The organism is Streptomyces sp. NPDC025793, from assembly GCF_055558375.1.
Window position 1 is genome coordinate 91,568 of sequence record NZ_JBVHMR010000006.1, and the last position, 20,512, is coordinate 112,079.

General features: G+C 73.9%; 20 protein-coding genes. 14 read left to right on the forward strand and 6 right to left on the reverse strand.

Features of this window, described 5'->3' with window-relative positions:
* Positions 1–28: 28 nt before the first annotated feature.
* From ACZ4MF_RS14735 to ACZ4MF_RS14760, 6 genes are all read left to right on the forward strand, one after another.
* Positions 29–1,222, forward strand: a complete 1,194-nt coding sequence (locus tag ACZ4MF_RS14735) for an acyl-CoA dehydrogenase family protein (protein ID WP_467492374.1) — start codon at positions 29–31, stop codon at positions 1,220–1,222.
* 93 nt (positions 1,223–1,315) lie between these two features.
* Positions 1,316–2,095 (forward strand): GntR family transcriptional regulator, encoded by a 780-nt coding sequence (locus ACZ4MF_RS14740; protein WP_467492375.1) that lies wholly within the window; start codon positions 1,316–1,318, stop codon positions 2,093–2,095.
* 6 nt (positions 2,096–2,101) lie between these two features.
* Positions 2,102–3,334, forward strand: coding sequence for an MFS transporter (locus tag ACZ4MF_RS14745; RefSeq protein WP_467492376.1), 1,233 nt, complete (start codon positions 2,102–2,104; stop codon positions 3,332–3,334).
* 4 nt (positions 3,335–3,338) lie between these two features.
* Positions 3,339–4,322, forward strand: a complete 984-nt coding sequence (locus ACZ4MF_RS14750) for an NADPH:quinone reductase (RefSeq protein ID WP_467492377.1) — start codon at positions 3,339–3,341, stop codon at positions 4,320–4,322.
* A 166-nt stretch (positions 4,323–4,488) separates the two neighbouring features.
* Positions 4,489–5,109 (forward strand): phosphatase PAP2 family protein, encoded by a 621-nt coding sequence (locus tag ACZ4MF_RS14755; protein ID WP_467492378.1) that lies wholly within the window; start codon positions 4,489–4,491, stop codon positions 5,107–5,109.
* 103 nt (positions 5,110–5,212) lie between these two features.
* The gene (locus ACZ4MF_RS14760; protein ID WP_467492379.1) at positions 5,213–5,722 is read left to right on the forward strand and encodes a GNAT family N-acetyltransferase; all 510 of its coding nucleotides are present in this window, start codon (positions 5,213–5,215) and stop codon (positions 5,720–5,722) included.
* Positions 5,723–5,978: 256 nt separating this feature from the next.
* Here the strand turns inward: ACZ4MF_RS14760 and pcp are convergent, their stop codons facing one another.
* From pcp to ACZ4MF_RS14775, 3 genes are all read right to left on the reverse strand, one after another.
* A complete protein-coding gene (pcp, locus tag ACZ4MF_RS14765; protein WP_467492380.1) occupies positions 5,979–6,629 on the reverse strand; it encodes a pyroglutamyl-peptidase I in 651 nt (216 codons plus the stop codon).
* Between the two features lie 80 nt (positions 6,630–6,709).
* Positions 6,710–7,684, reverse strand: coding sequence for a DUF979 domain-containing protein (locus ACZ4MF_RS14770; RefSeq protein WP_467492381.1), 975 nt, complete (start codon positions 7,682–7,684; stop codon positions 6,710–6,712).
* Positions 7,681–8,400 carry a DUF969 domain-containing protein gene (locus ACZ4MF_RS14775; protein WP_467492382.1) on the reverse strand — a complete coding sequence of 240 codons (720 nt, stop codon included), beginning with the start codon at positions 8,398–8,400 and terminating at the stop codon, positions 7,681–7,683. Before ACZ4MF_RS14775 ends, ACZ4MF_RS14770 begins: the two co-directional genes overlap by 4 nt.
* A gap of 176 nt (positions 8,401–8,576) precedes the next feature.
* On the opposite strand from ACZ4MF_RS14775, the gene ACZ4MF_RS14780 reads away from it, so the two are divergent.
* The 5 genes from ACZ4MF_RS14780 (at position 8,577) to ACZ4MF_RS14800 (ending at position 13,685) form a co-directional block, all read left to right on the forward strand.
* Positions 8,577–9,329: a LamB/YcsF family protein gene (locus ACZ4MF_RS14780; protein WP_467492383.1), complete on the forward strand. Its 753-nt coding sequence runs from the start codon at positions 8,577–8,579 to the stop codon at positions 9,327–9,329.
* The gene (locus tag ACZ4MF_RS14785; RefSeq protein WP_467492384.1) at positions 9,326–9,976 is read left to right on the forward strand and encodes a 5-oxoprolinase subunit B family protein; all 651 of its coding nucleotides are present in this window, start codon (positions 9,326–9,328) and stop codon (positions 9,974–9,976) included. Before ACZ4MF_RS14780 ends, ACZ4MF_RS14785 begins: the two co-directional genes overlap by 4 nt.
* A complete protein-coding gene (locus ACZ4MF_RS14790; protein ID WP_467492385.1) occupies positions 9,973–10,830 on the forward strand; it encodes a 5-oxoprolinase subunit C family protein in 858 nt (285 codons plus the stop codon). The genes ACZ4MF_RS14785 and ACZ4MF_RS14790 overlap by 4 nt, the downstream gene beginning before the upstream one ends.
* Before the next feature lie 139 nt (positions 10,831–10,969).
* Positions 10,970–13,042: an FUSC family protein gene (locus tag ACZ4MF_RS14795; RefSeq protein WP_467492386.1), complete on the forward strand. Its 2,073-nt coding sequence runs from the start codon at positions 10,970–10,972 to the stop codon at positions 13,040–13,042.
* Positions 13,043–13,169: 127 nt separating this feature from the next.
* Positions 13,170–13,685: a hypothetical protein gene (locus ACZ4MF_RS14800; protein ID WP_467492387.1), complete on the forward strand. Its 516-nt coding sequence runs from the start codon at positions 13,170–13,172 to the stop codon at positions 13,683–13,685.
* 49 nt (positions 13,686–13,734) lie between these two features.
* Here ACZ4MF_RS14800 and ACZ4MF_RS14805 read toward each other — a convergent pair whose 3' ends face one another.
* Positions 13,735–14,643, reverse strand: coding sequence for a TolB-like translocation protein (locus tag ACZ4MF_RS14805; protein WP_467492388.1), 909 nt, complete (start codon positions 14,641–14,643; stop codon positions 13,735–13,737).
* Positions 14,644–14,765: 122 nt separating this feature from the next.
* Between ACZ4MF_RS14805 and ACZ4MF_RS14810 the strand changes: the two genes are divergently transcribed.
* The 3 genes from ACZ4MF_RS14810 to ACZ4MF_RS14820 all read left to right on the forward strand — a co-directional run bounded on the left by ACZ4MF_RS14810 (position 14,766) and on the right by ACZ4MF_RS14820 (position 18,409).
* Complete coding sequence (locus ACZ4MF_RS14810) at positions 14,766–15,791, forward strand: alpha/beta hydrolase (protein WP_467492389.1); 1,026 nt, start codon at positions 14,766–14,768, stop codon at positions 15,789–15,791.
* 4 nt (positions 15,792–15,795) lie between these two features.
* A complete protein-coding gene (locus tag ACZ4MF_RS14815) occupies positions 15,796–16,626 on the forward strand; it encodes a M55 family metallopeptidase (RefSeq protein ID WP_467492390.1) in 831 nt (276 codons plus the stop codon).
* A 67-nt stretch (positions 16,627–16,693) separates the two neighbouring features.
* Positions 16,694–18,409, forward strand: a complete 1,716-nt coding sequence (locus ACZ4MF_RS14820) for a DUF885 domain-containing protein (protein ID WP_467492391.1) — start codon at positions 16,694–16,696, stop codon at positions 18,407–18,409.
* 69 nt (positions 18,410–18,478) lie between these two features.
* Here ACZ4MF_RS14820 and ACZ4MF_RS14825 read toward each other — a convergent pair whose 3' ends face one another.
* Together ACZ4MF_RS14825 and ACZ4MF_RS14830 are read right to left on the reverse strand one after the other, a co-directional pair.
* On the reverse strand, positions 18,479–18,958 hold the full coding sequence (locus tag ACZ4MF_RS14825; protein ID WP_467492392.1) for a diadenosine tetraphosphate hydrolase: 480 nt from the start codon (positions 18,956–18,958) through the stop codon (positions 18,479–18,481).
* Between the two features lie 43 nt (positions 18,959–19,001).
* On the reverse strand, positions 19,002–20,453 hold the full coding sequence (locus ACZ4MF_RS14830) for a tryptophan 7-halogenase (protein WP_467492393.1): 1,452 nt from the start codon (positions 20,451–20,453) through the stop codon (positions 19,002–19,004).
* Between the last annotated feature and the right edge of the window lie 59 nt (positions 20,454–20,512).

Sequence of the window (20,512 nt, forward strand, 5' to 3'; positions counted from 1 at the left end):
CCATCCCCCAGTGGAGGTGGCGAACAGCATGCTCAGCGACAGCACAACGACGATCGTGGCCGAGCGGCCGCTGGTGGCGGACGTCGTCGCCGGCGCGCCGCGCGTGGCGGAGATCGCGGCGCGGTGCGCCGAGGAGACGGAGGCCGCCCGGCGGCTTGCGCCCGAGGCGGTCGAGGCGGTGCGGGAGGCCGGGTTCGCCCGGCACTTCGTCCCCGCGGCGTACGGCGGCGCGGACGGCCGCTTCACGGACATGACCGCGGCGGTCACCCTGGTCGGCCAGGGCTGCGCCTCGGCGGCCTGGGCCGCCTCGCTGTCCGCGTACGCGGCCCGCTACGGGGCCTTCCTGCCCCTGGAGGGACAGGCCGAGATCTGGGCCGACGGTCCGAACGCCCTGATGGCGGGCGCGCTCATGCCGGCCGGCAAGGCCGAGCCCGCCTCCGGCGGCTGGCGGCTGAGCGGCGAGTGGCGGTACATCAGCGGGGTGCGCTTCGCGGACTGGGTCTTCGCCTGCTCCGCCGTACCCGACGGCCAGATGGGTCCCGACGGACGTCCCGAGGTGCGGTTCTTCGCGGTGCCCCGGGCGGACATCATGGTGCGGGACACCTGGTTCACGATGGGCATGCGCGGGACCGGCAGCGACACCATGGCCCTGGACGACGTGTTCGTGCCCGAGCACCGGACCCTGTCGAGGTTCGACATCAACGCGGGCCGGGCGACCGCCTCCGAGGCCCGCTGCCACACCGTCCCCGTGGACGCCCTGAACGCCCTGCCCCTCGCCGTTCCCGTGCTGGGTGCCGCCCGCGGGGCACTGCGCGTCGGCGCCGAGCAGACCATGCGGCGGGTCGACCGGCGCGGCGCCCCGGTGCGGGAGAAGCCGCCGGTCCAGATCGAGCTGGCCCGCTCGGCCGGCGAGGTGGACGCGGCCGAGCTCCTCATGCAGCGGGCCGCCCGCGTCGCCGACGGTGTCGAGCAGGCCCGGGAGGGCGAGGCGGCGGTACGCGGGCCGCGGGACCTCGCGCTGGCGGTCGGACTGCTGGTGTCGGCCGTCGACCGGATCTTCAAGGCCGGCGGCACCACGTCCCACTTCGAGACCGACCCCCTCCAGCGGTTCTGGCGGGACGTCAACACCGCGGCCTCCCATGTGATCTTCGACTTCGAGACCGCCGGAGCCGCCTTCGGCGCCTGGGCACTCGGCGCCGAGGGCGCGGAGCGCAGACGCTGAGGCGCGAGCGCCGGGCGTGTTTCTGCTCCAGTAGCTTTCGCGCGGTGAAGTAGCTTCTCAACTCCGCCTGGAATCACCGCTGGAGAGTCACCCATGCCCCGAGAAGCGCCGTACCGTGCACTGGCCGACGTGTTGCGCGCCCGTGTTCTCTCGGGGGAGTGGGACGTCGGTGAGCGCCTGCCGTCCCGGGCGCGGCTCGCCGAGGAGTACGGAGTCGGGCGCAATGTCGTGCAGCGGGCCATGGACCGGCTCATCGCCGAAGGACTGCTCGAAGGGCGCGCGGGATCGGGCACCTATGTGCGCACACCGCGCGAGCGCCTGCGGCTCGTCCGCTCGCGCCGCCACGAACGCCGCGACGGCTCACCCCGCCGCGCCGGTACGCCCGCCGGCGCACGTCCCGAACTGCGGGAGCGGGGCCGGGCCGACTCCTGGGACGCGCACAGCCAGGTGCGCGTGCCCGCCCCCGAGGCCATCGCCGGGCGGCTCGCCATCCGCCCCGGCGACCTCTGTGTCACCACGCACTACGAGTTCCTCGCCGAGGGGCACCCCGTCCAGCTCTCCGAGTCCTGGGAACCGATGGCCCTCACCGGCGGAACGCCGATCGTGCTGCCCGAGACGGGCCCGCTGGCGGGAAAGGGGGTGCCCGAGCGCATGCGCTCCATCGGAGTCGTCGTCGACACCGTTGTCGAGATGCCCCGCCCGGCCCGCGCCACCCCGGCCCACGCGAATCTGCTGGGAATCAGCGCCGGAGACCTCGTACTCCGGAGGGAGCGGACCATCTACGCCACCGACGGCCGCCCGGTGGAAACCGCCGACATCGTCGTTCCGGACGCGCACCGGGCCGTGGTGTACGAATTCGGCGTCGAGCGGTGACACCAGGTGATACCCAAGGGAATTCCCTCGCGGCTCGGTCTTCTGCGTGATCCGGATTTCGGGCGGCTCTTCGCCGCCACCGCGCTCGGACAGCTGGGTGACCGCATCATTTTCCTGGCACTGCCCCTCGTCGCGATCACGGCGCTGAACGCCGACGAACTCCAGGTCGGACTGCTGACCGCGACGACCACGGCGGGCTCGCTGCTGATCGGACTGCCGGCCGGCGCGTGGGTGGACCGGGTGCGAAAGCGGCCCGTGATGATCGCCGCCGATCTGGTGCGCGCGCTGATCCTGCTGTCCGTCCCGGCGGCGTGGTGGGCCCGTCTGCTCACGATCGAGTGGCTCTGTACGGCCGCCCTGCTGCACGGACTGCTGACCGTCTTCTTCGACGTCGCCTACGTCAGCTATCTCCCGCACCTGGTGGGACGGGACAACCTGGTCGAGGGGAACGCGAGACTCTCGGCGGTCCGGTCGGTGACCAGCATCGGCGGACCGGCGGTGGCGGGGCCGCTGGTGGGCTGGGCGGGAGCCCCCGCCGCGCTGCTGGCGAGTTCGGCGGGGATGGTGGCGTCGGGGCTCCTCGCGACCCGTATCCGCAGGCGCGAGGAGAGACCGGGGGCGGTCGGGAGACGGCATCTGGCCCGGGACATCAAGGAAGGGCTGACCTTCGTCCTCGGGCAGCCCGTCCTGCGCGCGACGATCGCGGGGGACGCGATGTTCAACCTCTTCCTGGTCCTGTACCAGACGATGCTTCTGGTCTTCCTGGAGCGGAAGATCGGTCTCGGTTCCCTCGGTATCGGGCTCGTCCTGTCGGGCATGGGCTGTGGCGCGCTGCTGGGTGCCCTGCTGGCCACCGGCATCGCGCGGCGGCTCGGGCAGGGCCGGGTGATCTGGCTCGCGCCGCTGGTCACGTGCCCGCCGACCGCCCTGATGCCGCACGCGCGGCCGGGCTGGAGCCTGTACGCGGCTGCGGTCGGGCTCGCGGCACTCTCCCTGGGCGGTGTCGTCCGCGTGGTGTCCCAGTCGAGCCTTCAGCAGGTCCTCACCCCGGACCGGCTCCTGGGCCGTATGAACGCCACGGCCCGGTTCGTGTCCTGGGGCGGCGTTCCGCTGGGCGGAGTACTGGGCGGGGTCTCGGGTGCGCTGTGGGGAGCCGGGGCGACCCTGTGGATCGGCGCCATCGGCATGACACTGAGCTCGCTCGTCCTTCGCCGGGCGGGCCGGGGTGGAACCATGTGATGTCATGCGTGCCGCGTACATCGAGGAGCTGGGTTCCGCCGACGTCATCCGGTACGGGGAGATTCCCGCGCCGGTGCCCGGTCCCACCGACGTACTGGTGGCGGTGCGGGCCACGGCGGTCGACCCCGTCGACACCTTCGTCCGCTCGGGGCTCTTCCCGACGCACCTGACCTTCCCGTTCGTCGTCGGACGCGACCTGGTCGGGACGGTGGCCGAGGTGGGGCCCGGCGTCACCGGATTCCGGGTCGGGGACCGGGTGTGGTGCAACAGCCTCGGGCACGAGGGGCGCCAGGGCGCCGCGGCGGAGCGGGCGGTGGTGGCGGCCGACCGGCTGTACCGCCTGCCCGACGGCGTCGATCCGGACAACGCGGTCGCGGTCGTCCACCCGGCGGCGACCGCGTACCTCGCGCTCTTCGTGCACGGGCGCCTGCGCGCGGGCGAGACCGTGCTGGTCGCCGGGGCCGCGGGCAACGTGGGCGGTGCCCTGGTGACGATGGCGGCGCGGGCCGGCGCCCGGGTCCTCGCGACGGCCGGCGCGCGGGACGCGGCGTACTGCGCACGGTCGGGCGCGGCCGAGGTCTTCGACTACCGCGATCCGGACCTGGCCGGGACGATCCGGGCCGCCGCGCCGTCGGGCGTCGACCTCTGCCTGGACACGGCGGGCGTCAACGACCTGGAGACCTCCGTCGGACTGCTCGCCCGGCGGGGCCGCGTCGTGCTGCTGGCCGGTGCCGGCACCCGGCCCGTGCTGCCCGCCGGAGCCCTGTACATGAACGACCGCTCCGTCGTGGGATTCGTCATCTCCCACGCGACCACCGACGAACTCGCCGAGGCCGCCGGGTACATCAACGACCTGCTCGGCCGGGGTGCCCTGCGGGCGCGCCGGACCGAGATCCTCCCGCTCAGCGCGGCCGGCGCGGTGCACGCCCGGCTGGAGCGCGGCGAACTGCACGGGCGGCGCGTGGTCCTGCGCACGGACGTCTCCTAGCGCGTATCGATCTTCCGGTGAGTGAACCGGTCTCCGCCTGATAACGTCTACTCACTTGTAGACGTTCATGTTCTGGACGTCCACAGGTCATCTTCATGTCCACTCAGTGTCGCGGCGCGTTCCCCGGAGCGCGCCGCACGCGCACCACGGCCCGGAGATCCGCTCGATGACGACTTCCTCCCCGACCGTTCAGGCACTCGACGGCGCGGCCATAGACGGCGGCCTGTACACCGACGTCACCGACTTCGCCCGCCATACGCACTGGCTGAACGGAACCGCGGCCGCGTACAGCGCGTACGGCACCGGCATCTTCGCGCTGCTCCTGCTGGTCGCCTGGTGGCGGGCCCGCGGGCAGGGGAGCGCCGCGATGGCCGCCGTGCTGGGCGCTCCGTTCGCCGTCGTCCTCGCCTATGTGGTGAACAGCGGGATCAAGATGGTCTTCGAGGAGCCCCGGCCGTGCCGGGCGCTGCCCCACGACTTCCTCATCGAGGCGTGCCCGGCCCCCGACGACTACGCCTTTCCCAGCAATCACACCACCGTCGCCTTCGCCTTCGCGGTGGCGCTCCTCCTCGTCAGCAGGTGGCTCGGATCCGTCGCCCTGCTCGCGGCCGTCGTGATGGGGGCCTCGCGTGTCTACGTCGGCGCCCACTACCCCCACGACGTCGCCGTGGGCGCCCTGGTCGGCAGCGTCGTCGCCCTGGCCACGGTGCTCGCGGCACGCCGGTTCGCGCCGCCCCTGGTGGACCGGCTCCGCGACGGCGCGCTGCGCCCGCTGCTCATGGCCTAGCCGGCGCGGCGAGTCGGCGGCAAAGGCCGCAAAAGGGTTGGTCCGGTCCGGTCGGCATGTGCTTCGATGCAGGCCGTCAAGCGAATCGGAGCACACGCCTCTCATGCCGCACAGGTGGACCACCCGCACCGAGACCGGTGCCGACATCCCCGCCGTCCGCGAGGTCAACCTCTCCGCGTTTCCCACCGCCGCGGAGGCCGACCTCGTGGACGCCCTGCGGGGCGATCCCGCGTGGCTCGACGGACTGTCCGTGGTCGCCGTCGACGACAGCGGCACGCCGGCCGGGTACGCCCTGCTGACCCGCTGCCACATCGGCGACGTCCCGGCGCTGTGCCTGGCACCCGTCGCCGTACGTCCTGAGCGGCAGCGCACCGGCGCCGGCTCCGCCGCGGTCCGGGCCGTGCTGCGGGCGGCCCTGGAGCGGGGCGAGCGCCATGTGGTCGTCCTCGGTCACCCGGACTACTACCCGCGCTTCGGATTCACCCGGGCCTCGGCCCACGGGATCGGCCTGAGCATCGACGTCCCGGACGACGCCCTGATGGCCCTCACCCTCGACGCGCGCCACCCCCTGCCCGCCGGCACCGTGCGCTACGCCGCCCCGTTCGGCATCTGAGCGCGCGGACCGGCCCCACCCAGGGGATCGAGGGCCTGCGCCGCGAAGGCGGCCGGCCAGTGCTCGGTCGCGAAGTCGCCGCGTTCCACGGCGGGCCGGCCGGCCACCAGACGGGCTCCGGCCGCCTCGGCCGAAGGCGCTGTTGGGGTGGTGGCCGTAGCGCACGGGATACGTGGCCCAGTCGTACGGCCGCTCGAAGGAAGGGCGGTGCGCAGGTGGGCGGCTTCGACGGGGGCCGTGTGCGCGGTGGGCGGCATCAGTGGGTGGTTCCCTCGGAGATCTTCAGGTCCCGGCCCATGGGGGTGGCGGCCGCGGTGACCAGCAGGGCGCGCAGGCCGCGGGCGACCGTGGTGGGCTCCAGGGCCGGGGCGGTGCCGTCGGGGACCTGCTCCGGCGCCCAGGGCACATGGACGAAACCGCCCCGGACATGCGGGAGTTCGGTGGCGATGAGGTGGGCCAGGCCGTAGGCGACGTGGTTGCAGACGAACGTACCGGCGGTGTGCGAGACGGCGGCGGGCACACCGGCCGTGCGCAGGGCGGCGACGCAGGCCTTCACGGGGAGGGTCGAGAAGTACGCGGCGGGGCCGCCCGGGACCACGGGTTCGTCGACGGGGCGGCGGCCGGCGTTGTCGGGGATGCGGGCGTCGTCGAGGTTGATGGCGACGCGCTCGACCGTCACACCGGGGCGGCCGCCCGCCTGGCCCAGGCAGAGGACCAGCTCGGGGCCGGCCGTGATGACGGCGTCGCGCAGGGCCGTGACGGACTCGCCGAAGACGCACGGCAGTTCGGCGGCGGTGACGGTCAGCCCGGCGGGCGGCTCGGCGGCCACGAGGGAGGCCGCCTGCCAGGACGGGTTCACGCGCCGGCCGTCGAAAGGGGCGAAGCCGGTGATGAGCACGCGGGTCACGGCACTTCCTCCATCGGGCCCTCTCCTTCGTCTTCATCGGGTGTTCCTCCACGGGGAGCGGAGGGCGGCGGGCGCGGGCGTCAGAAGGCGAAGAGCGCCATGATCGCCGTGGCGCAGACCAGCAGCGGCAGCGCCGTCGGGATCTGTGCCTTGATCGGGCCGTACTGGTCCTTCAGATCGAGCAGGGTGGCCGGGACGATGTTGTAGTTGGCGGCCATCGGTGTGCACAGCGTCCCCGCGAAACCGGCCAGCATGCCGATCGCGAGGACGGCCGCTTCGTCGCCGTGCATCTGCTCGATGAGGACGGGCCAGCCGATCGCCGCGGTCATCACCGGAAACGCGGCGAACGCGTTACCCATGATCATCGTGAACAGGAACATGCCGACGCAGTACGCCGCCACGGCGAGGTACTTGGAGTTGCCGGGCAGGATGTCGTGCACGATCCTGCCGACCTGGGTGCCGACTCCGGCCAGCGCGAAGATCGAGCCGAGCACGGCGAGGAGCTGGGGCAGCAGCAGGGCGGAGCCCATCGCCTCCAGCATGGAGCGGCCGGAGTGCAGCGGCACCGACAGCCTGCGCTCGCCGGTGACCAGCATGCCGACGACGAGGGCGACAAGACAGCCGATCCCGAGTCCGATCAGGGTGGCCTTGCCCGTCTCGAACAGGCCGGAGGTGTCGAGCACGGAGGCGCACACGATCGCGACGAGCGGAATGGTCAGCGCGGGGACGAAGATCCTGCCGCCGAGCCGGGTCGCGGAGGCCTCGCGCTCCTCCGCGCTGCTGGTGACGGGCTCGCCCTTGCCGAGGAAGTTGAACCCGGCGAGCACGATCAGGGCGAGGACGGCGATACCGAGCGGTTCGGCGGGCAGGGTCCAACCACCGTTGTGCGCCGTGCCGTTGGCGACTCCGGTGCCGTAGGGGAAGGTGAGCCCGAGCAGGCCCCAGAAGGCGGCGGAGGTCCACCGCCTGGGGTTGGTGCGGTCGGCCGCCATCTGCACGGCCATGACGACGAAGACGAGGCCCACCAGCCAGTAGAGCCATTCGGCCTTGATCACTTGTCGGTCCCCTTCGGCATCGGCAGGTCGTGCTCGGCGCGGGCGAGGGCCATCTGGCGCTCCAACTGCCGGTCCAGGAGCAGGAGTCGGGCGCCGTGGACGAGGAAGGCGCAGACCGCGAGAGGGACGGCCCACACGGCCAGCTGGGTCGGTTCGAGGTTCTGGTGGTACGTCGAGTTCACGAACCCGGTGATCAGCAGGATCGAGCCGATGGCGATGAAGCAGTCCTCGCCGAAGAACAGGCCCACGGTGTCGGCCGACGCGGCGTAGGAGCGCACCTTCTCGCGCAGGCGGTCCGGCAGTTCGGTGCCCGTCGTGCGCTCGGCGGCGGCCTCGGCCATGGGCGCGACGAGCGGCCGTACGGTCTGCGCGGGGCCGCAGATGCTGGTGAGGCCGAGGGCGGCGGTGACCTGACGGACCAGCAGGTAGACGGTGAGGAACCGGCCGGTGCTGAGCCCGGTGAGCCGGCCGATGAGGCGGCGGGCCTGTTCGCGCAGGCCGTAGCGCTCCAACAGGCCGATCACGGGCAGGGCGACGGCGAAGACGGTGACCGAGCGGCTGTCGGCGAAGGACCGGCCGAAGGCCGCGAGGACCTCCGGTGGATCCATCCCGCGGATCAGCCCGGTGAAGACACCGGCGACGCCCACCACGAGGACGGGATTGCGGCGCGTGACGAAGCCGAGGATCACCACGACCACGCCGAGGAGAACGATCATGCGGCGGCCTTCTTCGCGGGGGACGGGGCGGGACGCCCGGGCGGTGCGGATCCGGGAGGTCCGGATCCGTGAGGGATGCACGGACCCTAGGGGATCGTTCAACGATCGAACAAGGGGGCTGCAGAAACTGATCGAAGCCTTGTCGGATCGTTCAACGATCGATTACGTTCTGGGGCGTGATCGACCTCAACGCGGACCTCGGTGAGGGCTTCGGCCGCTGGACCCTCACCGACGACGACGCCCTGCTCACCGTCGTGACCAGCGCCAACGTCGCCTGCGGCTTCCACGCCGGCGACCCCTCCGTGATGCGCCGCGTGTGCGACCTCGCCGCCGAGCGCGGCGTACGGATAGGCGCCCAGGTGTCCTACCGCGACCTGGCCGGTTTCGGCCGGCGCACCATGGACGTCCCCGCGGACGAACTCGCGGCCGAGGTGGCCTACCAGATCGGGGCGCTGCGCGTCTTCGCCCGGGCCGCCGGGGCCGAGGTGGCGTACGTCAAGCCGCACGGCGCCCTCTACAACCGCACCGTGCACGACGCCGAACAGGCCGCCGCCGTGGTGACGGGCGTCGAACTGGCCGGCGGGGCGCTGCCCGTGCTCGGCCTGCCCGGGTCACGGCTGCTCGCCGCCGCCGCGGACGCGGGCCTGGCCGCGGTACCCGAGGCCTTCGCGGACCGCGCCTACGCCCCCGAGGGCACCCTCGTGCCGCGCCGCGAGCCGCACGCCGTGGTCACCGACGAGGACGAGGTGGTCCGGCGTGCGCTCGCGTTCGCCGTGGACGGCGCGGTCCGGGCCGTGGACGGGACGAGCGTCGCCGTGACCGCCCGTTCCCTGTGCGTGCACGGCGACACCGCGGGCGCCGCCCGGATCGCGGCCCGTGTGCGCGCGGCCCTCGACGCGGCCGGGGTCGAGGTCGGGGCCTTCGCATGACCGGGAACCGGCTCCTCACCGTGCGCCCCGCCGGACGGCACGCCCTGCTCGTCGAACTCCCGGACGCCGAGCGCACCGGCGCCTTCCACGCCGAACTGCTGCGACGCCGCGCGGCCGGCACCCTGCCCCCGGTCGAGGAGATCGTGCCCGGCGCCCGGACCGTCCTCCTCGACGGCGTCCCGCGCCCCGCGGAACTGGCCCGCCGCATCGCCGACTGGGAGGTGCCCGCCCGCGCGGCCGACGAAGGGGAGGCCGTCGAGATCCCCGTGCGCTACGACGGCCCCGACCTCGCCCGGGTGGCCGACCTCTGGCAGGTCGGCGTCGACGAGGTCGGCGCACGGCACCGCGCGTACACCTACCGCGTAGCCTTCTGCGGATTCGCCCCCGGCTTCGGCTACCTCACCGGCCTGCCGGCCGAACTGCACGTCCCGCGCCACGACACGCCCCGCACCCGTGTCCCGGCCGGCGCGGTCGCGGTCGCCGGTCCCTACAGCGCGGTGTATCCGCGCGCCACCCCCGGCGGCTGGCAGCTGATCGGCACCATGCCCGACCCGACCCCGCTGTGGGACCTCACCCGCGACGAACCCGCCCTGCTCACCGCGGGCACGCGCGTACGGTTCGTGGCCGAGAGCGGCGGTGCGCCGTGACCGGCACCCTCACCGTCGTACGCCCCGGCGCCCTCACCACGGTCCAGGACGCCGGCCGGCGCGGCCACGCCCACCTCGGCGTCCCCCGCTCCGGCGCCCTCGACACCGCCGCCCTGGACCTGGCCAACCGGCTGCTCGGCAACGCCCCCGACGCCGCCGTCCTGGAGACCACCCTCACCGGCTGCGCCCTGCGCCCCGAGCACACCGTGACCGTCGTGGTCGGCGGCGCGCCCTGCCCGGTGACCCTCGACGGACGGCCGGCGGCCTGGGGGACACCCGTGCGGGTGCCCGCGGGCGCCGTCCTCGACGTGGGCGCCGTGACGGCGGGGGTGCGCTCCTACGTGGCCGTCCGCGGCGGCATCGCCGTCGCGCCCGTGCTCGGCAGCCGCTCGGCCGACCTGCTCTCCGGACTGGGCCCGGAGCCGCTGCGTGCCGGGGACGTCCTCCCGCTCGGCGCCGCCGCCCCGCCGCCGCCCCGCACCGACCTCGCCCCCTGGCCGGCGCCGCCGGCCGAGCTGACGCTGCCGCTCCGACTCGGCCCCCGCGCCGACTGGTTCACCGCCGCGGCGCTGCGCACCCTCACCTCGGTGACGTACCGCGTCTCGCCGCACAGCAACCGCATCGGCCTGCGCACCGAGGGGCCGCCGCTGGAACGCGTGCCGGGCGGCGAACTGCCCAGCGAGGGCATGGTGCTCGGCGCCGTACAGGTGCCCCCCGACGGCCGCCCGGTGGTGTTCCTGCGCGACCACCCGACCACCGGCGGCTACCCGGTCGTCGGCGTCGTCGCCGAACCCGCCCTGGCGGCGGCCGCCCAGGCCGCGGCGGGCACGCCGGTCCGCTTCACCCTGGGCTGACTCCCGACCCGCCGGTGCGCCGAAGCGGTCGCGACATGCCGGGGGAGCGGCGCGGGGCGATTCTGTAGGCGTGGGCCGTCGAGTCGCTTCCCGTCACACCCTGGCGGACTACGCAGCCTCGGGCCGACGGGCGGTCCGCGTGACGCTGGTCGCCGCGGCCGGGTTCTACCTCTTCCGCTACGGCCTCGACCGCCCGGTCGGGGCCACCTACGCCCTGTTCGCCGCCGTGGCCCTCGGTGGACTGGCCAGGATCCCCGGCACCGGGCGGCAGCGGGCCGCGCTGGTGCTGCGGCTGCTGCCGGTGTGCTGGCTGCTGGTCGGCGTCGGCACCTGGCTGTCGGTACGGACCTGGAGCGCCGTCGTCGGCATGCTGGCGGTCGGCTTCGCGCTGGCCTTCGCCGCCGTAGGCGGACCACGCCTCGCGGGAGCCGCGCCGGGCCTGCAACTCCTGTACATCCTGCCGTCGTTCCCGCCCTACGCGCCCGGCACGCTCGCCGAGCGCCTGGCCGGTACGACCACCGGGCTCGTCCTGCTCGTCGCCGCCGAGGCGCTGCTCTTCCCCGAACCCGCCCCGCCGCCGTACCGCGAGCGGGCCGCCCACGCCGCACGCGTGGCCGCGCACTGCGCCACGCTCCTCGCCACCGCGCCCCACACCCTGACCGGCACCGGCGTCCGCCTGGCCCACGAGACCGGCTGGACGCTGCGGTCCCTGTCCGTGCCGGAGGCGGAACGCCCGGCCGGACCGGGGGTGCGCGACCGCGCCCTCGCCCACACCGGCCTCGCCGCGCGCACCCTCCTCAGCCGCCTCGCCGACCTGCCCGCCGCGCCGGACGGGCGGCCCGGCCCCGAGGAGACCGCCGCCCTGCGCGCGGTGGCGGTGCTGGCCACGGCGGCCGCGACCTGTCTGCACACCGGGCAGCCGCCGGTGACGCCGTACGCGGAACTGGCCGCCGCACGCGCCCGCGTGGCGGCGGCCTCCGCGACAGGTGCCGCCGGCGCGGCACCGCCGGACCTCCCGCCCGGCGTGCTGCGCCGGCACGCGGCCGTGCTGGAGATCGCCGACGCCGCGCTCGCCCTCGGCACGGCCGCCGATCTGGCCGTGCACGGCCGGCACGCGTCGGTGGAGACCGGGCAGAGCCGCTTCTGGTACGCCAGGAGCCGGGCACCCGTGCTGTGGTGGCACCGGGTCTGCCACCACGCCGGTCGCAGGTCGGTGTTCTTCCAGAACGCGGTCCGTATCGCCCTGGCCCTGACCGCCGCCCGGCTCGTGGCCGGGCTGGACACGCTGCCCCACGGATTCTGGGCCATGCTGGCGACCCTCAGCCTCACCCGCACCACCCTGGGCGACACCTGGAGCACCATCCGCGCGGCCCTCGTGGGCACGCTGGCCGGAGCCCTGGTCACCGCCGGGGCGCTGACCCTGGTCGGCACCGACACCGCGGTCTACGCCGTCGTCCTGCCGGCCTGGATGCTGTTCGCCTTCACCGTGGGGCCGGTCAAGGGCGTCGGCTGGGCGCAGGGACTGTTCACCGTGCTCGTGGCCCTCGTCTTCGCCCAACTGACCACAACCACCTGGCAGTTGGCGGAAGAGCGGGTGCTGGACGTGCTGATCGGCAGCGTGATCGGCGCCGTCTTCGGCGTGCTCGCCTGGCCCCGCGGCGCCCATGACGAGATGCACCGTGCCGCGGCCGAACTCCTGCGCCGGGCGGCCGAGATCGTCGTCGCGACCGGCGCCTCCGTGGCGGGCACCGGCGCCGGAAGCGCACCGACCGGGGCGCCGGGACACCGCTCGCTGCAACGCGCGATCGTCCTCGCCGAGTCCGCCTACGCCCAGTTCCAGTGCGAACAGGCACCCTTCGGCGGGCCGCCGGGCGAGGCCGTACCGCGCCACGTGGACTGGCAGGCCGCACTGATGGCCGGCCACCACACGCTGTGGGGCTCCGAACACCTGCTGGAGCCCCCGCTCACCGCGCTCGGCCCCGCGCCGGCCGAGTCCGTCAGCGGACTCGGAGACCGGGTGGCCGCGCGGATGCTGCTCGTCTCGGCGGCCCTGGACCCCGGCGGTGACACCCCGACCGGACCGGTGCCGCGGATCGAGCCGGCACCCGCCGCACTCGCCGCCGAACCGCCCGGCGCGCCGCGCCTGTACTACGCCACCGTGTCCTGGCTGGCGTCGCTGACGGCCGACCTGACCCGCATCGCACGCGAATGACCCGCCCCGGACAGCCCCTTGGTGGTGCTCGCCCGGCGGAGCCTGATAGGCATGGCAGGTGCGATTCGAGAGGGTTCCCATGCCGGTGGGCGTCGCGGCGCGCCCCCGGGACGCGCGCGGATATCCCGTGCCCGCGATCACTCCGTGGGAGAACGACGAGCCGCAGTTCGCCCTGACCGACTACGACCGCAGCGCCGCGTGCGCCCGGGGGCGGCTGTGCTCGGTGTGCGACCGCCCGATGCCGCGGGGGCCGGTGTGGCGCGTGGTGGGGAGCGGGGAGAGCGCGGCGATCGGCGAGGCGCTGGCCGCCGGGCGGCCGTACCGCAATCTCGCCCCGACCCTCGAAGGGCCGGGGCACCGCGCGTGCATGCTGTACGCCTCGATGGTGTGCCCGTATCTGGCCCGGCCGAACGCCCGGCGCGGGATGTCGGCGGCCGAGCCGGACGAGATGACCGAGCACGTGGTGCGCGGCGCCGTCCGGGGCACGACGGGCGCGGTGGTGGGCTTCGCCGAGTACGAGTACGCCGTCACGAGCAGCCAGGTGCTGTTCCGGTTCCTCGACGTCGTGGAGTTCCTGCCGCACGACCGCGCCGACACACACCTGGAAGAGCTGCGGGCCGAGCTGGCCCGGTCGGCGAAGTGACCCGCACTCCGCGTCCCGGACCCGCCCGGCCCGTCGGCCGCCGTCGTCGTCAGGGGCGGTACGCCGCCAGGCCCGTCGTCGACGTGACCTTGGCCGGGTGGCCCGTGCCGTCGGCCGGCAGGGTCACCGTGCCGGACGGGGTGCGCACCGCGAGGGTCCTGCCGTCGGGGGACCAGGCCGGCTCGGTGTAGTCGGTGGTCGCGTGCGGGGTGAGGTCCTTGACGCGGTTGTCGTGCATGAGGTCCTCCACGAGGACATGGTCGTGGCCGGCGACCGAGCGCACGAACACGACCTCTTCCTCGTTCGGGGACAGCGCGGGCTGCGAGCCCTTGGTGAGCTTGCCGCCCTGCTGGCGCAGGTAGTCGTCACGGATGTAGACCGCGCCGGTGTCGACGTTGGCGTAGACCGACGTGCCGTAGTGCCCGCCCGCGTTGGGCCAGACGTTGCCGGTCTGCGGGAGCGCACCGCCCGGGCCCGGGTCGCCGTTCAGGGACAGCGTCTTCGGCGTGCCGTGGACGGCCTTGGCGGAGATGTACTTCAGGCGCGAGACGCCCTTGTCGCGGGCCGCGAAGATGAGGTTGTCCTTGGCGGGAATGCCGTTGCGGGTGTCCTTCGCGGTCACCTGCCAGGTCGGGTGGGACCAGTTCTGGTTGCCGGGGTTCTTCGCGACGACCACGCGGCCGCTGCCGTCCGGACGGGCGGTGTCGAGATTCCCGGAGCCGTCGATGAACGCGGCCCGGGCGCCGTCCGGGGACCAGGCGAGATCCCGGACGGGCACGCCGAAGTTCACCCGGTGTCCGCCGATCAGCACGTACGCGGTGCCGTTGCTGACGGTCAGGGTCCCGTGCGCGGAACCGGTGGCGGCCGATGCGGCTCCGGAGGCACCCAGCAGCGCCGTGCCGGTGACGGAGGCGGCCACGGCGATGGCGGCGGTGATGAGGCGGGTTCGGTTGGTCATGGCTGAATCCCCCAGAAATGTGGATAGGCAAGACAGATGGTGACAGGCTTCGATCTTCGGATGGTCCGCTCGGTGTCACAGGCGCGTAACAGTGCTCCGGGGCGGGTGATTGACTGGGCCGCATGGACTTCACTTCGGCATCGACGCCCGGGAAGGCACCGCCGCTCGACCCCGAACTGGCCGAGACGATCGCTGCGTTGGGGGAGGCGGCGAAGGAGCCGTTCACCCCGGAGAACCTGGCCGCGCGGCAGGCGCGCGACGCCGCGAGCCGGCCCCGGCCGACGGTCCGGGACCTTGAGGACGGCGGCCGCTTCGAGGTGACGGAGCTGCGCGTGCCGGGAGCGCCCGGCGCACCGGACGTCACGCTCGTCAGCGCACGCCCCGCCGGACTCGCGGGCCCGCTGCCGCTGCTGTACTACCTGCACGGCGGCGGCATGATCATGGGCAACGCCTGGTCCGTGCTTCCGCAGGTGCTGCGCGCCTGGGCGCTCCCGCTGCGCCTGGCCGTCCTCTCGGTCGAGTACCGGCTGGCACCGCACACGCGCTACCCGGGTCCGCTGGAGGACTGCTACGCCGGATTCGTCTGGGCGGTCGAGCACGCGGACGCGCTCGGCGTCGACGCCGACCGTGTCGTCATCGGCGGAAAGAGCGCCGGCGGCGGACTGGCCGCGGCACTCGCCCTGCTCACCCGGGACCGCGGCGGCCCCGCCCCGATCGGGCAACTCCTCGTCTGCCCCATGCTGGACGACCGCAACGACACCTTCTCCAGCCACCAGATGGCCGGCGTCGACCTCTGGGACCGGACCTCCAACGCGACCGCCTGGCAAGCCCTGTTGGGCGACCGGTACGGCGCCGCGGACCTGCCGCCCTACGCGGCCCCGGCCCGCGCCACGGACCTGTCGCGACTGCCCCCGGCCTATATCGAGGTCGGGGCCGCCGAGACGTTCCGGGACGAGGGCGTGGCCTACGCGCAGGCCCTCTGGCAGGCCGGGGGCCAGGCCGAACTGCACGTATGGCCCGGCGCGTGCCACGGCTTCGACACCTTCGCACCCCAGGCGGCCCTCAGCCGCGACGCCCGCGACGCCCGCACCCGCTGGCTCCGGCGGGTCCTCGCACGGCCCACGGCCAAGGACACAGGCGATAGTTGAGGGCATGCGGATCTACATCAGCGTGGACATGGAGGGTGTCACCGGCCTCGTGGACGCCCATGACGTCCAGCCCGGCGGCCGGGACTACGAGCGGGGTCGGCGCATGATGGCCGAGGACGTCAACGCCGCCGTACGGGGCGCCGTCGCGGCCGGCGCCACCGACATCCTCGTCAACGACGCCCACGGCCCCATGCGCAACATCCTCCCCGAGGATCTGGATCCGGCGGCCCGCCTGATCCGGGGCAAGCCGAAGCAGATGAGCATGCTCGAAGGCCTCACGCCCGAGCACGACGCCATGGTCTGCGTCGGCTACCACGCCCGGGCCGGCGCGCTCGGCGTGCTGAGCCACAGCTTCATGGGCCATGAGATCGAGGACATCTGGCTGGACGGCAGGCCGGTGGGCGAGATCGGACTCGCCCATGCCACCGCGGCGGCCCTCGGTGTACCGACGGTGGTCCTCACCGGCGACGACCGCGCCTGCGCGGAGACGGCCGAGTGGGACCCGGAGGTCACCACCGTGCCGGTGAAGTACGCCCGGGACCGCTTCGCCGCCGAGCTGCGCCCCGCCGAGGAGGCACGCGCGGCCATCCAGGAGGCGGTCACCGCGAGACTCTCCGCGCCGCTGCCCACGCCGGCGGTGGCGGCCGGCCCGGCGACGCTCAGGGTCCGCTGGCAGTCGGCCTCCGTGGCCGCCACCCTGCCGGGAATTCCGGGAGTCGTCTCGACGGACGACCGTACCGTCGAGGCGCGCGGCCCGCTGCCCGGCCTCTACCGGCAGTTCGTCGTGTGGATGCGGGTGGCGGCATCCCTGACCAACCAGCCGCCGTACTGCTGAGCCACCGCGGCCGAAAGACAGCACGCCCTGCTGACAGTCCCGGTGGCGGGGCGTCAGCATGGCCCGCATGGCCGACGAACCGAGCACGCCGAGCACTTCGAGTACACCGCGCCGTATCGCCGACGACCACGTCGCGCAGGTCGCCGCCCTCGACCCCGTGACCTCGACCCGGCTCGGCCTCGACCCGGAGGACGACCGGCAGCCGGATCTGTCGCCGGAGGGCTTCGAGGCACTGGCCGACGTGGCCCGGCGCACGCTCGCCGCGCTCGACGCGGCCGAGCGGTACGGGGAGAAGCACGGCACGGTGTGGGCGGACGCCGAGCGGAACTGCGCCCGCCTCCTGCGGGAACGGCTGACCGCCGAACTCGCCCTGCACGAGGCGGGCGACCAGTTCCGCCAACTGCGCAACGTCAACTCCCCCCTGCACCAGGTGCGCGGCATCTTCACCCTGATGCCCACCGAGACCGACGAGAACTGGGCAGCCGTCGCAGGCCGGTTGCGGCACGTGCCCGGGGCCCTGGACGGGTACCGGGCCACCCTGTCAGAGGGCATCGCCCGCGGGCTGCTGTGCGCGCCCCGCCAGGTGCGGGCCGTGCTCGGCCAACTCGCCGCCTGGACCGGCCAGGACGCCGGCGGCACCGGCTGGTTCGCCGCGTTCGTGGCCGCCGCGCCCGACCGGCTCAGGCCCGGACTCGACGCCGCCGCCGAGCGGGCGACGGGCGCGGTGGCCGACTTCCGCGACTGGCTGCGCAGCGCCTACCTGCCCGCCGCCGACGGCACCCCGGACCCCGTCGGCCGCGAGCGCTACCTGCGCGCGGCGCGCTGGGCCATCGGCGCCGCCCCGGACCCGGCCGAGGCCTACGCCTGGGCCTGGGAGGAGTTCCACCGCACGCGCGCCGAGATGCGGACCGAGGCCGCACGCATCCTCCCGGGCGCCGACGTCCGCGCGACCATGGACCACCTGAACCGGCACGGCCACAGCGTCACGGGCGAGGAGAACATCCGCGCCTGGCTCCAGCAGATCACGGACGAGGCGATCGACGCCCTCGACGGCATCCACTTCGACCTCTCCGGCCCGATCCGCAGGGTCGAGACGCGCATCGCGCCCGCGGGCAGCTCGGGCGCCCCCTACTACACCGGCCCCAGCCTGGACTTCAGCCGCCCGGGATACACCTACCTCCCGACCCTCGGCCAACAGACCTTCCCCACCTGGGAGATGGTCAGCACCTGGTACCACGAGGCCGTGCCGGGGCACCACCTGCAGACCGCCCGCTGGACCGCCGAGGCCGGCCGGCTCAGCACCTACCAGATCACCCTCGGCGCGGTCAGCGCGGACAAGGAGGGCTGGGCGCTGTACGCCGAGCGCCTGATGGACGAACTGGGCTTCCTCACCGATCCCGCCCGCCGACTCGGTTACCTGGACAAGCAGATGCTCCGGATCATCCGTGTGATCATCGACATCGGCATGCACCTGGAACTGACCGTCCCGGCCGGCTCCGGCTTCCATCCGGGCGAACGCTGGACCCCCGACCTCGCCACCGCGTTCATGGCCGCACACCACGGCAGCGGCGCCGCCCGCCGCACCAGCGAGATCGACCGCTACCTCGGCTGGCCCGGCCAGGCCATCGGGTACAAGCTCGGCGAACGCGCCTGGCTCCAGGGCCGCGAAGCCTCCCGGCGCCGCCTCGGCACCGCCTTCGATCTGCGGGCCTGGCACACGAAGGCACTCACGCTGGGGTCACTCGGCCTCGCCGACCTTTCCGAGACGCTCGCGTCGCTGTGAGGGACGGCAGGCGGGGCGGAAGGGGGGAACTCGTCCGGAGTGAGCCGCTCGCCCGGTGCCGGACGGCCGTCAGTGCGTCGACCGCAACCCGTCCAGTTCGGCACCGATCGCGGCCCGCAGCGCGTCGTGGCGCCGGCCGAGCCGGAACCGTTCGTCCCGCCACCGGTCGGGCGGGTAGAGCCACACGGGCTTGCCCACCAGCTCGGCCGGCTCCCACTCGAACCGCGGCCAGACGTGGGCGTGCAGGAACGGATCCGTGTTGCCGAGGATCTCCAGATTGACCCGGCGGAAGCCGGAGTCGAGGCCGCGGCAGGCCCGTTCGACCGCCTCGCCGAGCAGGTCCATGTCGGACAGGAACGCCAGCCGCTTCCCCTTCGGCAGGTCGGACAGCCGCTGAACAGCGGGGTCGTCCGAGAGGAGAACCGAGTAGCCGGGCAGGAACTGCACATCGCCGATCACCGCGAAGCCCGCCGCGAGTCTCCGCAGCACCGTGGGATTCCCGCCCCGCAGCGCCGCCCCGATCCGATCCGTCCGCCAGTCGTCCGCCATGGCCTCAACCTATCGCCCGCGACCGCCGGCTTTTCACCGGCTTTCAGGGCTGGAGCCAGGACAGTCCGTCCGCCGCCACCGTCAGGGAATCCGCTGCGGCCGGGACGTCGGGGGAGCCGCCGTACAGGGCCTCTTCCTGGAGGTCGTTGCCGGTGCGGAAGGTGTCCGCGACGATCCGGGCCGACAGCAGTGGGTTCACGCGCTCCGCGCCGTCCGCCAACCGGCGCACCGCGTCGTCCAGTTCGGCCGCACCGGCACTGCGCTCGGCCGCGAGCACCGACGTGTCGCCGGAGACCAGTCCGCCGGCGAGTTCGGCGAAGGCGGCGGCTTCGCCGAGGTCGATCCGGGTGATCTTCTTCGCCGACCAGAAGTACGAGTCCTCGCCCCGTTCCATGTCGTAGAAGGCGATGAGGAATTCGTGGAACACGCCGTACTCGCGGCGGTACCGTGCCTCGAACTCGGCGAAGCCGCGCTCCTCGGGGACGCTGCCGTCCAGCGCGGAGTTCACCGCGCGGGCGGCCAACAGGGCGCCGTACGTCGCCAGATGGACGCCCGACGAGAGCACCGGGTCCACGAAGCAGGCGGAGTCCCCGGCCAGCGCCATGCCCGGGACCCACAGCGACGTCTTCCAGTAGGAGTAGTCCTTGCGGACCCGAATCCGGTCGTACGGCGGCTCGGTCGCGAGCGGTACGTCCGTCAGCAGCCGGTCGACCTCCGGGCAGGCCTTGATCATGTCCTGCCAGGCGCCGCGCGGATCGCGCTGGACGGCGGCGAGGTGCTCGGGCGCGATCACGGCGCCCACACTGGTCAGATCGTCGCGCAGCGGGATGTACCAGAGCCAGCCGGCGTCGAAGGCGGCGCAGAAGATGTTCCCGCTGTCCGGTTCGGGGAGCCGGCGTCCGCCCGCGTAGTAGCCGAACACGGCGAGGTTGCGGAAGAAGTCGGAGTACACCCGCGCCCCGCCGACCTGGCTGTGGATCCGGCTGGTGTTGCCGGACGCGTCGATGACGTACCGGGCCTGTGCCGTGCGCGCGGTTCCGTCCCGGTCGGTGTACTCGACGCCGCGCACCCGTCCGCCCACGCTGAGCACGCGCCGCACGGGGCTGCCCTCACGGACCTCGACGCCGACCCGCTCGGCGTTGCGCAGGAGTATCTCGTCGAACCGGGAGCGCTCCACCTGGAAGGCGGTCGCCGTGGGTTCGGGCAGGCGCGGCGTCATGGAGAAGGAGAACTGCCAGGGCTTCGGGTCGCGGCCCCAGCGCATCGTGCCGCCGCGCTTCGGGGTGAAGCCCGCCCGGGCGACCTCGTCGGCGACGCCGAGGAGGCGGCACAGGCCGTGCACGGTGGCGGGCAGCAACGACTCGCCGATCTGGTACCTGGGGAAGGTGTCGCGCTCCAGCAGGAGCACGCGGTGCCCCCGCAGGGCCACGGCCGTCGCGGCGGTCGCGCCGGCCGGCCCGCCGCCCACCACGACGAGGTCGTACTCGGAGGTCATCCGGAGGCTCCTGTTCTCGTGTCCGGTTTCCATGTCCGGTTGCCTGTCCGCGGTCACTC

Coding starts and splice junctions, on each gene's coding strand:
- ACZ4MF_RS14760 (WP_467492379.1), top strand. CDS start 5,213: ATGCCGCACAGGTGGACCACCCGCACCGAGACCGGTGCCGACATCCCC.
- ACZ4MF_RS14750 (WP_467492377.1), top strand. CDS start 3,339: ATGCGTGCCGCGTACATCGAGGAGCTGGGTTCCGCCGACGTCATCCGG.
- ACZ4MF_RS14755 (WP_467492378.1), top strand. CDS start 4,489: ATGACGACTTCCTCCCCGACCGTTCAGGCACTCGACGGCGCGGCCATA.
- ACZ4MF_RS14735 (WP_467492374.1), top strand. CDS start 29: ATGCTCAGCGACAGCACAACGACGATCGTGGCCGAGCGGCCGCTGGTG.
- ACZ4MF_RS14820 (WP_467492391.1), top strand. CDS start 16,694: ATGGCCGACGAACCGAGCACGCCGAGCACTTCGAGTACACCGCGCCGT.
- ACZ4MF_RS14805 (WP_467492388.1), bottom strand. CDS start 14,643: ATGACCAACCGAACCCGCCTCATCACCGCCGCCATCGCCGTGGCCGCC.
- ACZ4MF_RS14775 (WP_467492382.1), bottom strand. CDS start 8,400: ATGATCGTTCTCCTCGGCGTGGTCGTGGTGATCCTCGGCTTCGTCACG.
- ACZ4MF_RS14830 (WP_467492393.1), bottom strand. CDS start 20,453: ATGACCTCCGAGTACGACCTCGTCGTGGTGGGCGGCGGGCCGGCCGGC.
- ACZ4MF_RS14740 (WP_467492375.1), top strand. CDS start 1,316: ATGCCCCGAGAAGCGCCGTACCGTGCACTGGCCGACGTGTTGCGCGCC.
- ACZ4MF_RS14815 (WP_467492390.1), top strand. CDS start 15,796: ATGCGGATCTACATCAGCGTGGACATGGAGGGTGTCACCGGCCTCGTG.
- ACZ4MF_RS14810 (WP_467492389.1), top strand. CDS start 14,766: ATGGACTTCACTTCGGCATCGACGCCCGGGAAGGCACCGCCGCTCGAC.
- ACZ4MF_RS14825 (WP_467492392.1), bottom strand. CDS start 18,958: ATGGCGGACGACTGGCGGACGGATCGGATCGGGGCGGCGCTGCGGGGC.
- ACZ4MF_RS14785 (WP_467492384.1), top strand. CDS start 9,326: ATGACCGGGAACCGGCTCCTCACCGTGCGCCCCGCCGGACGGCACGCC.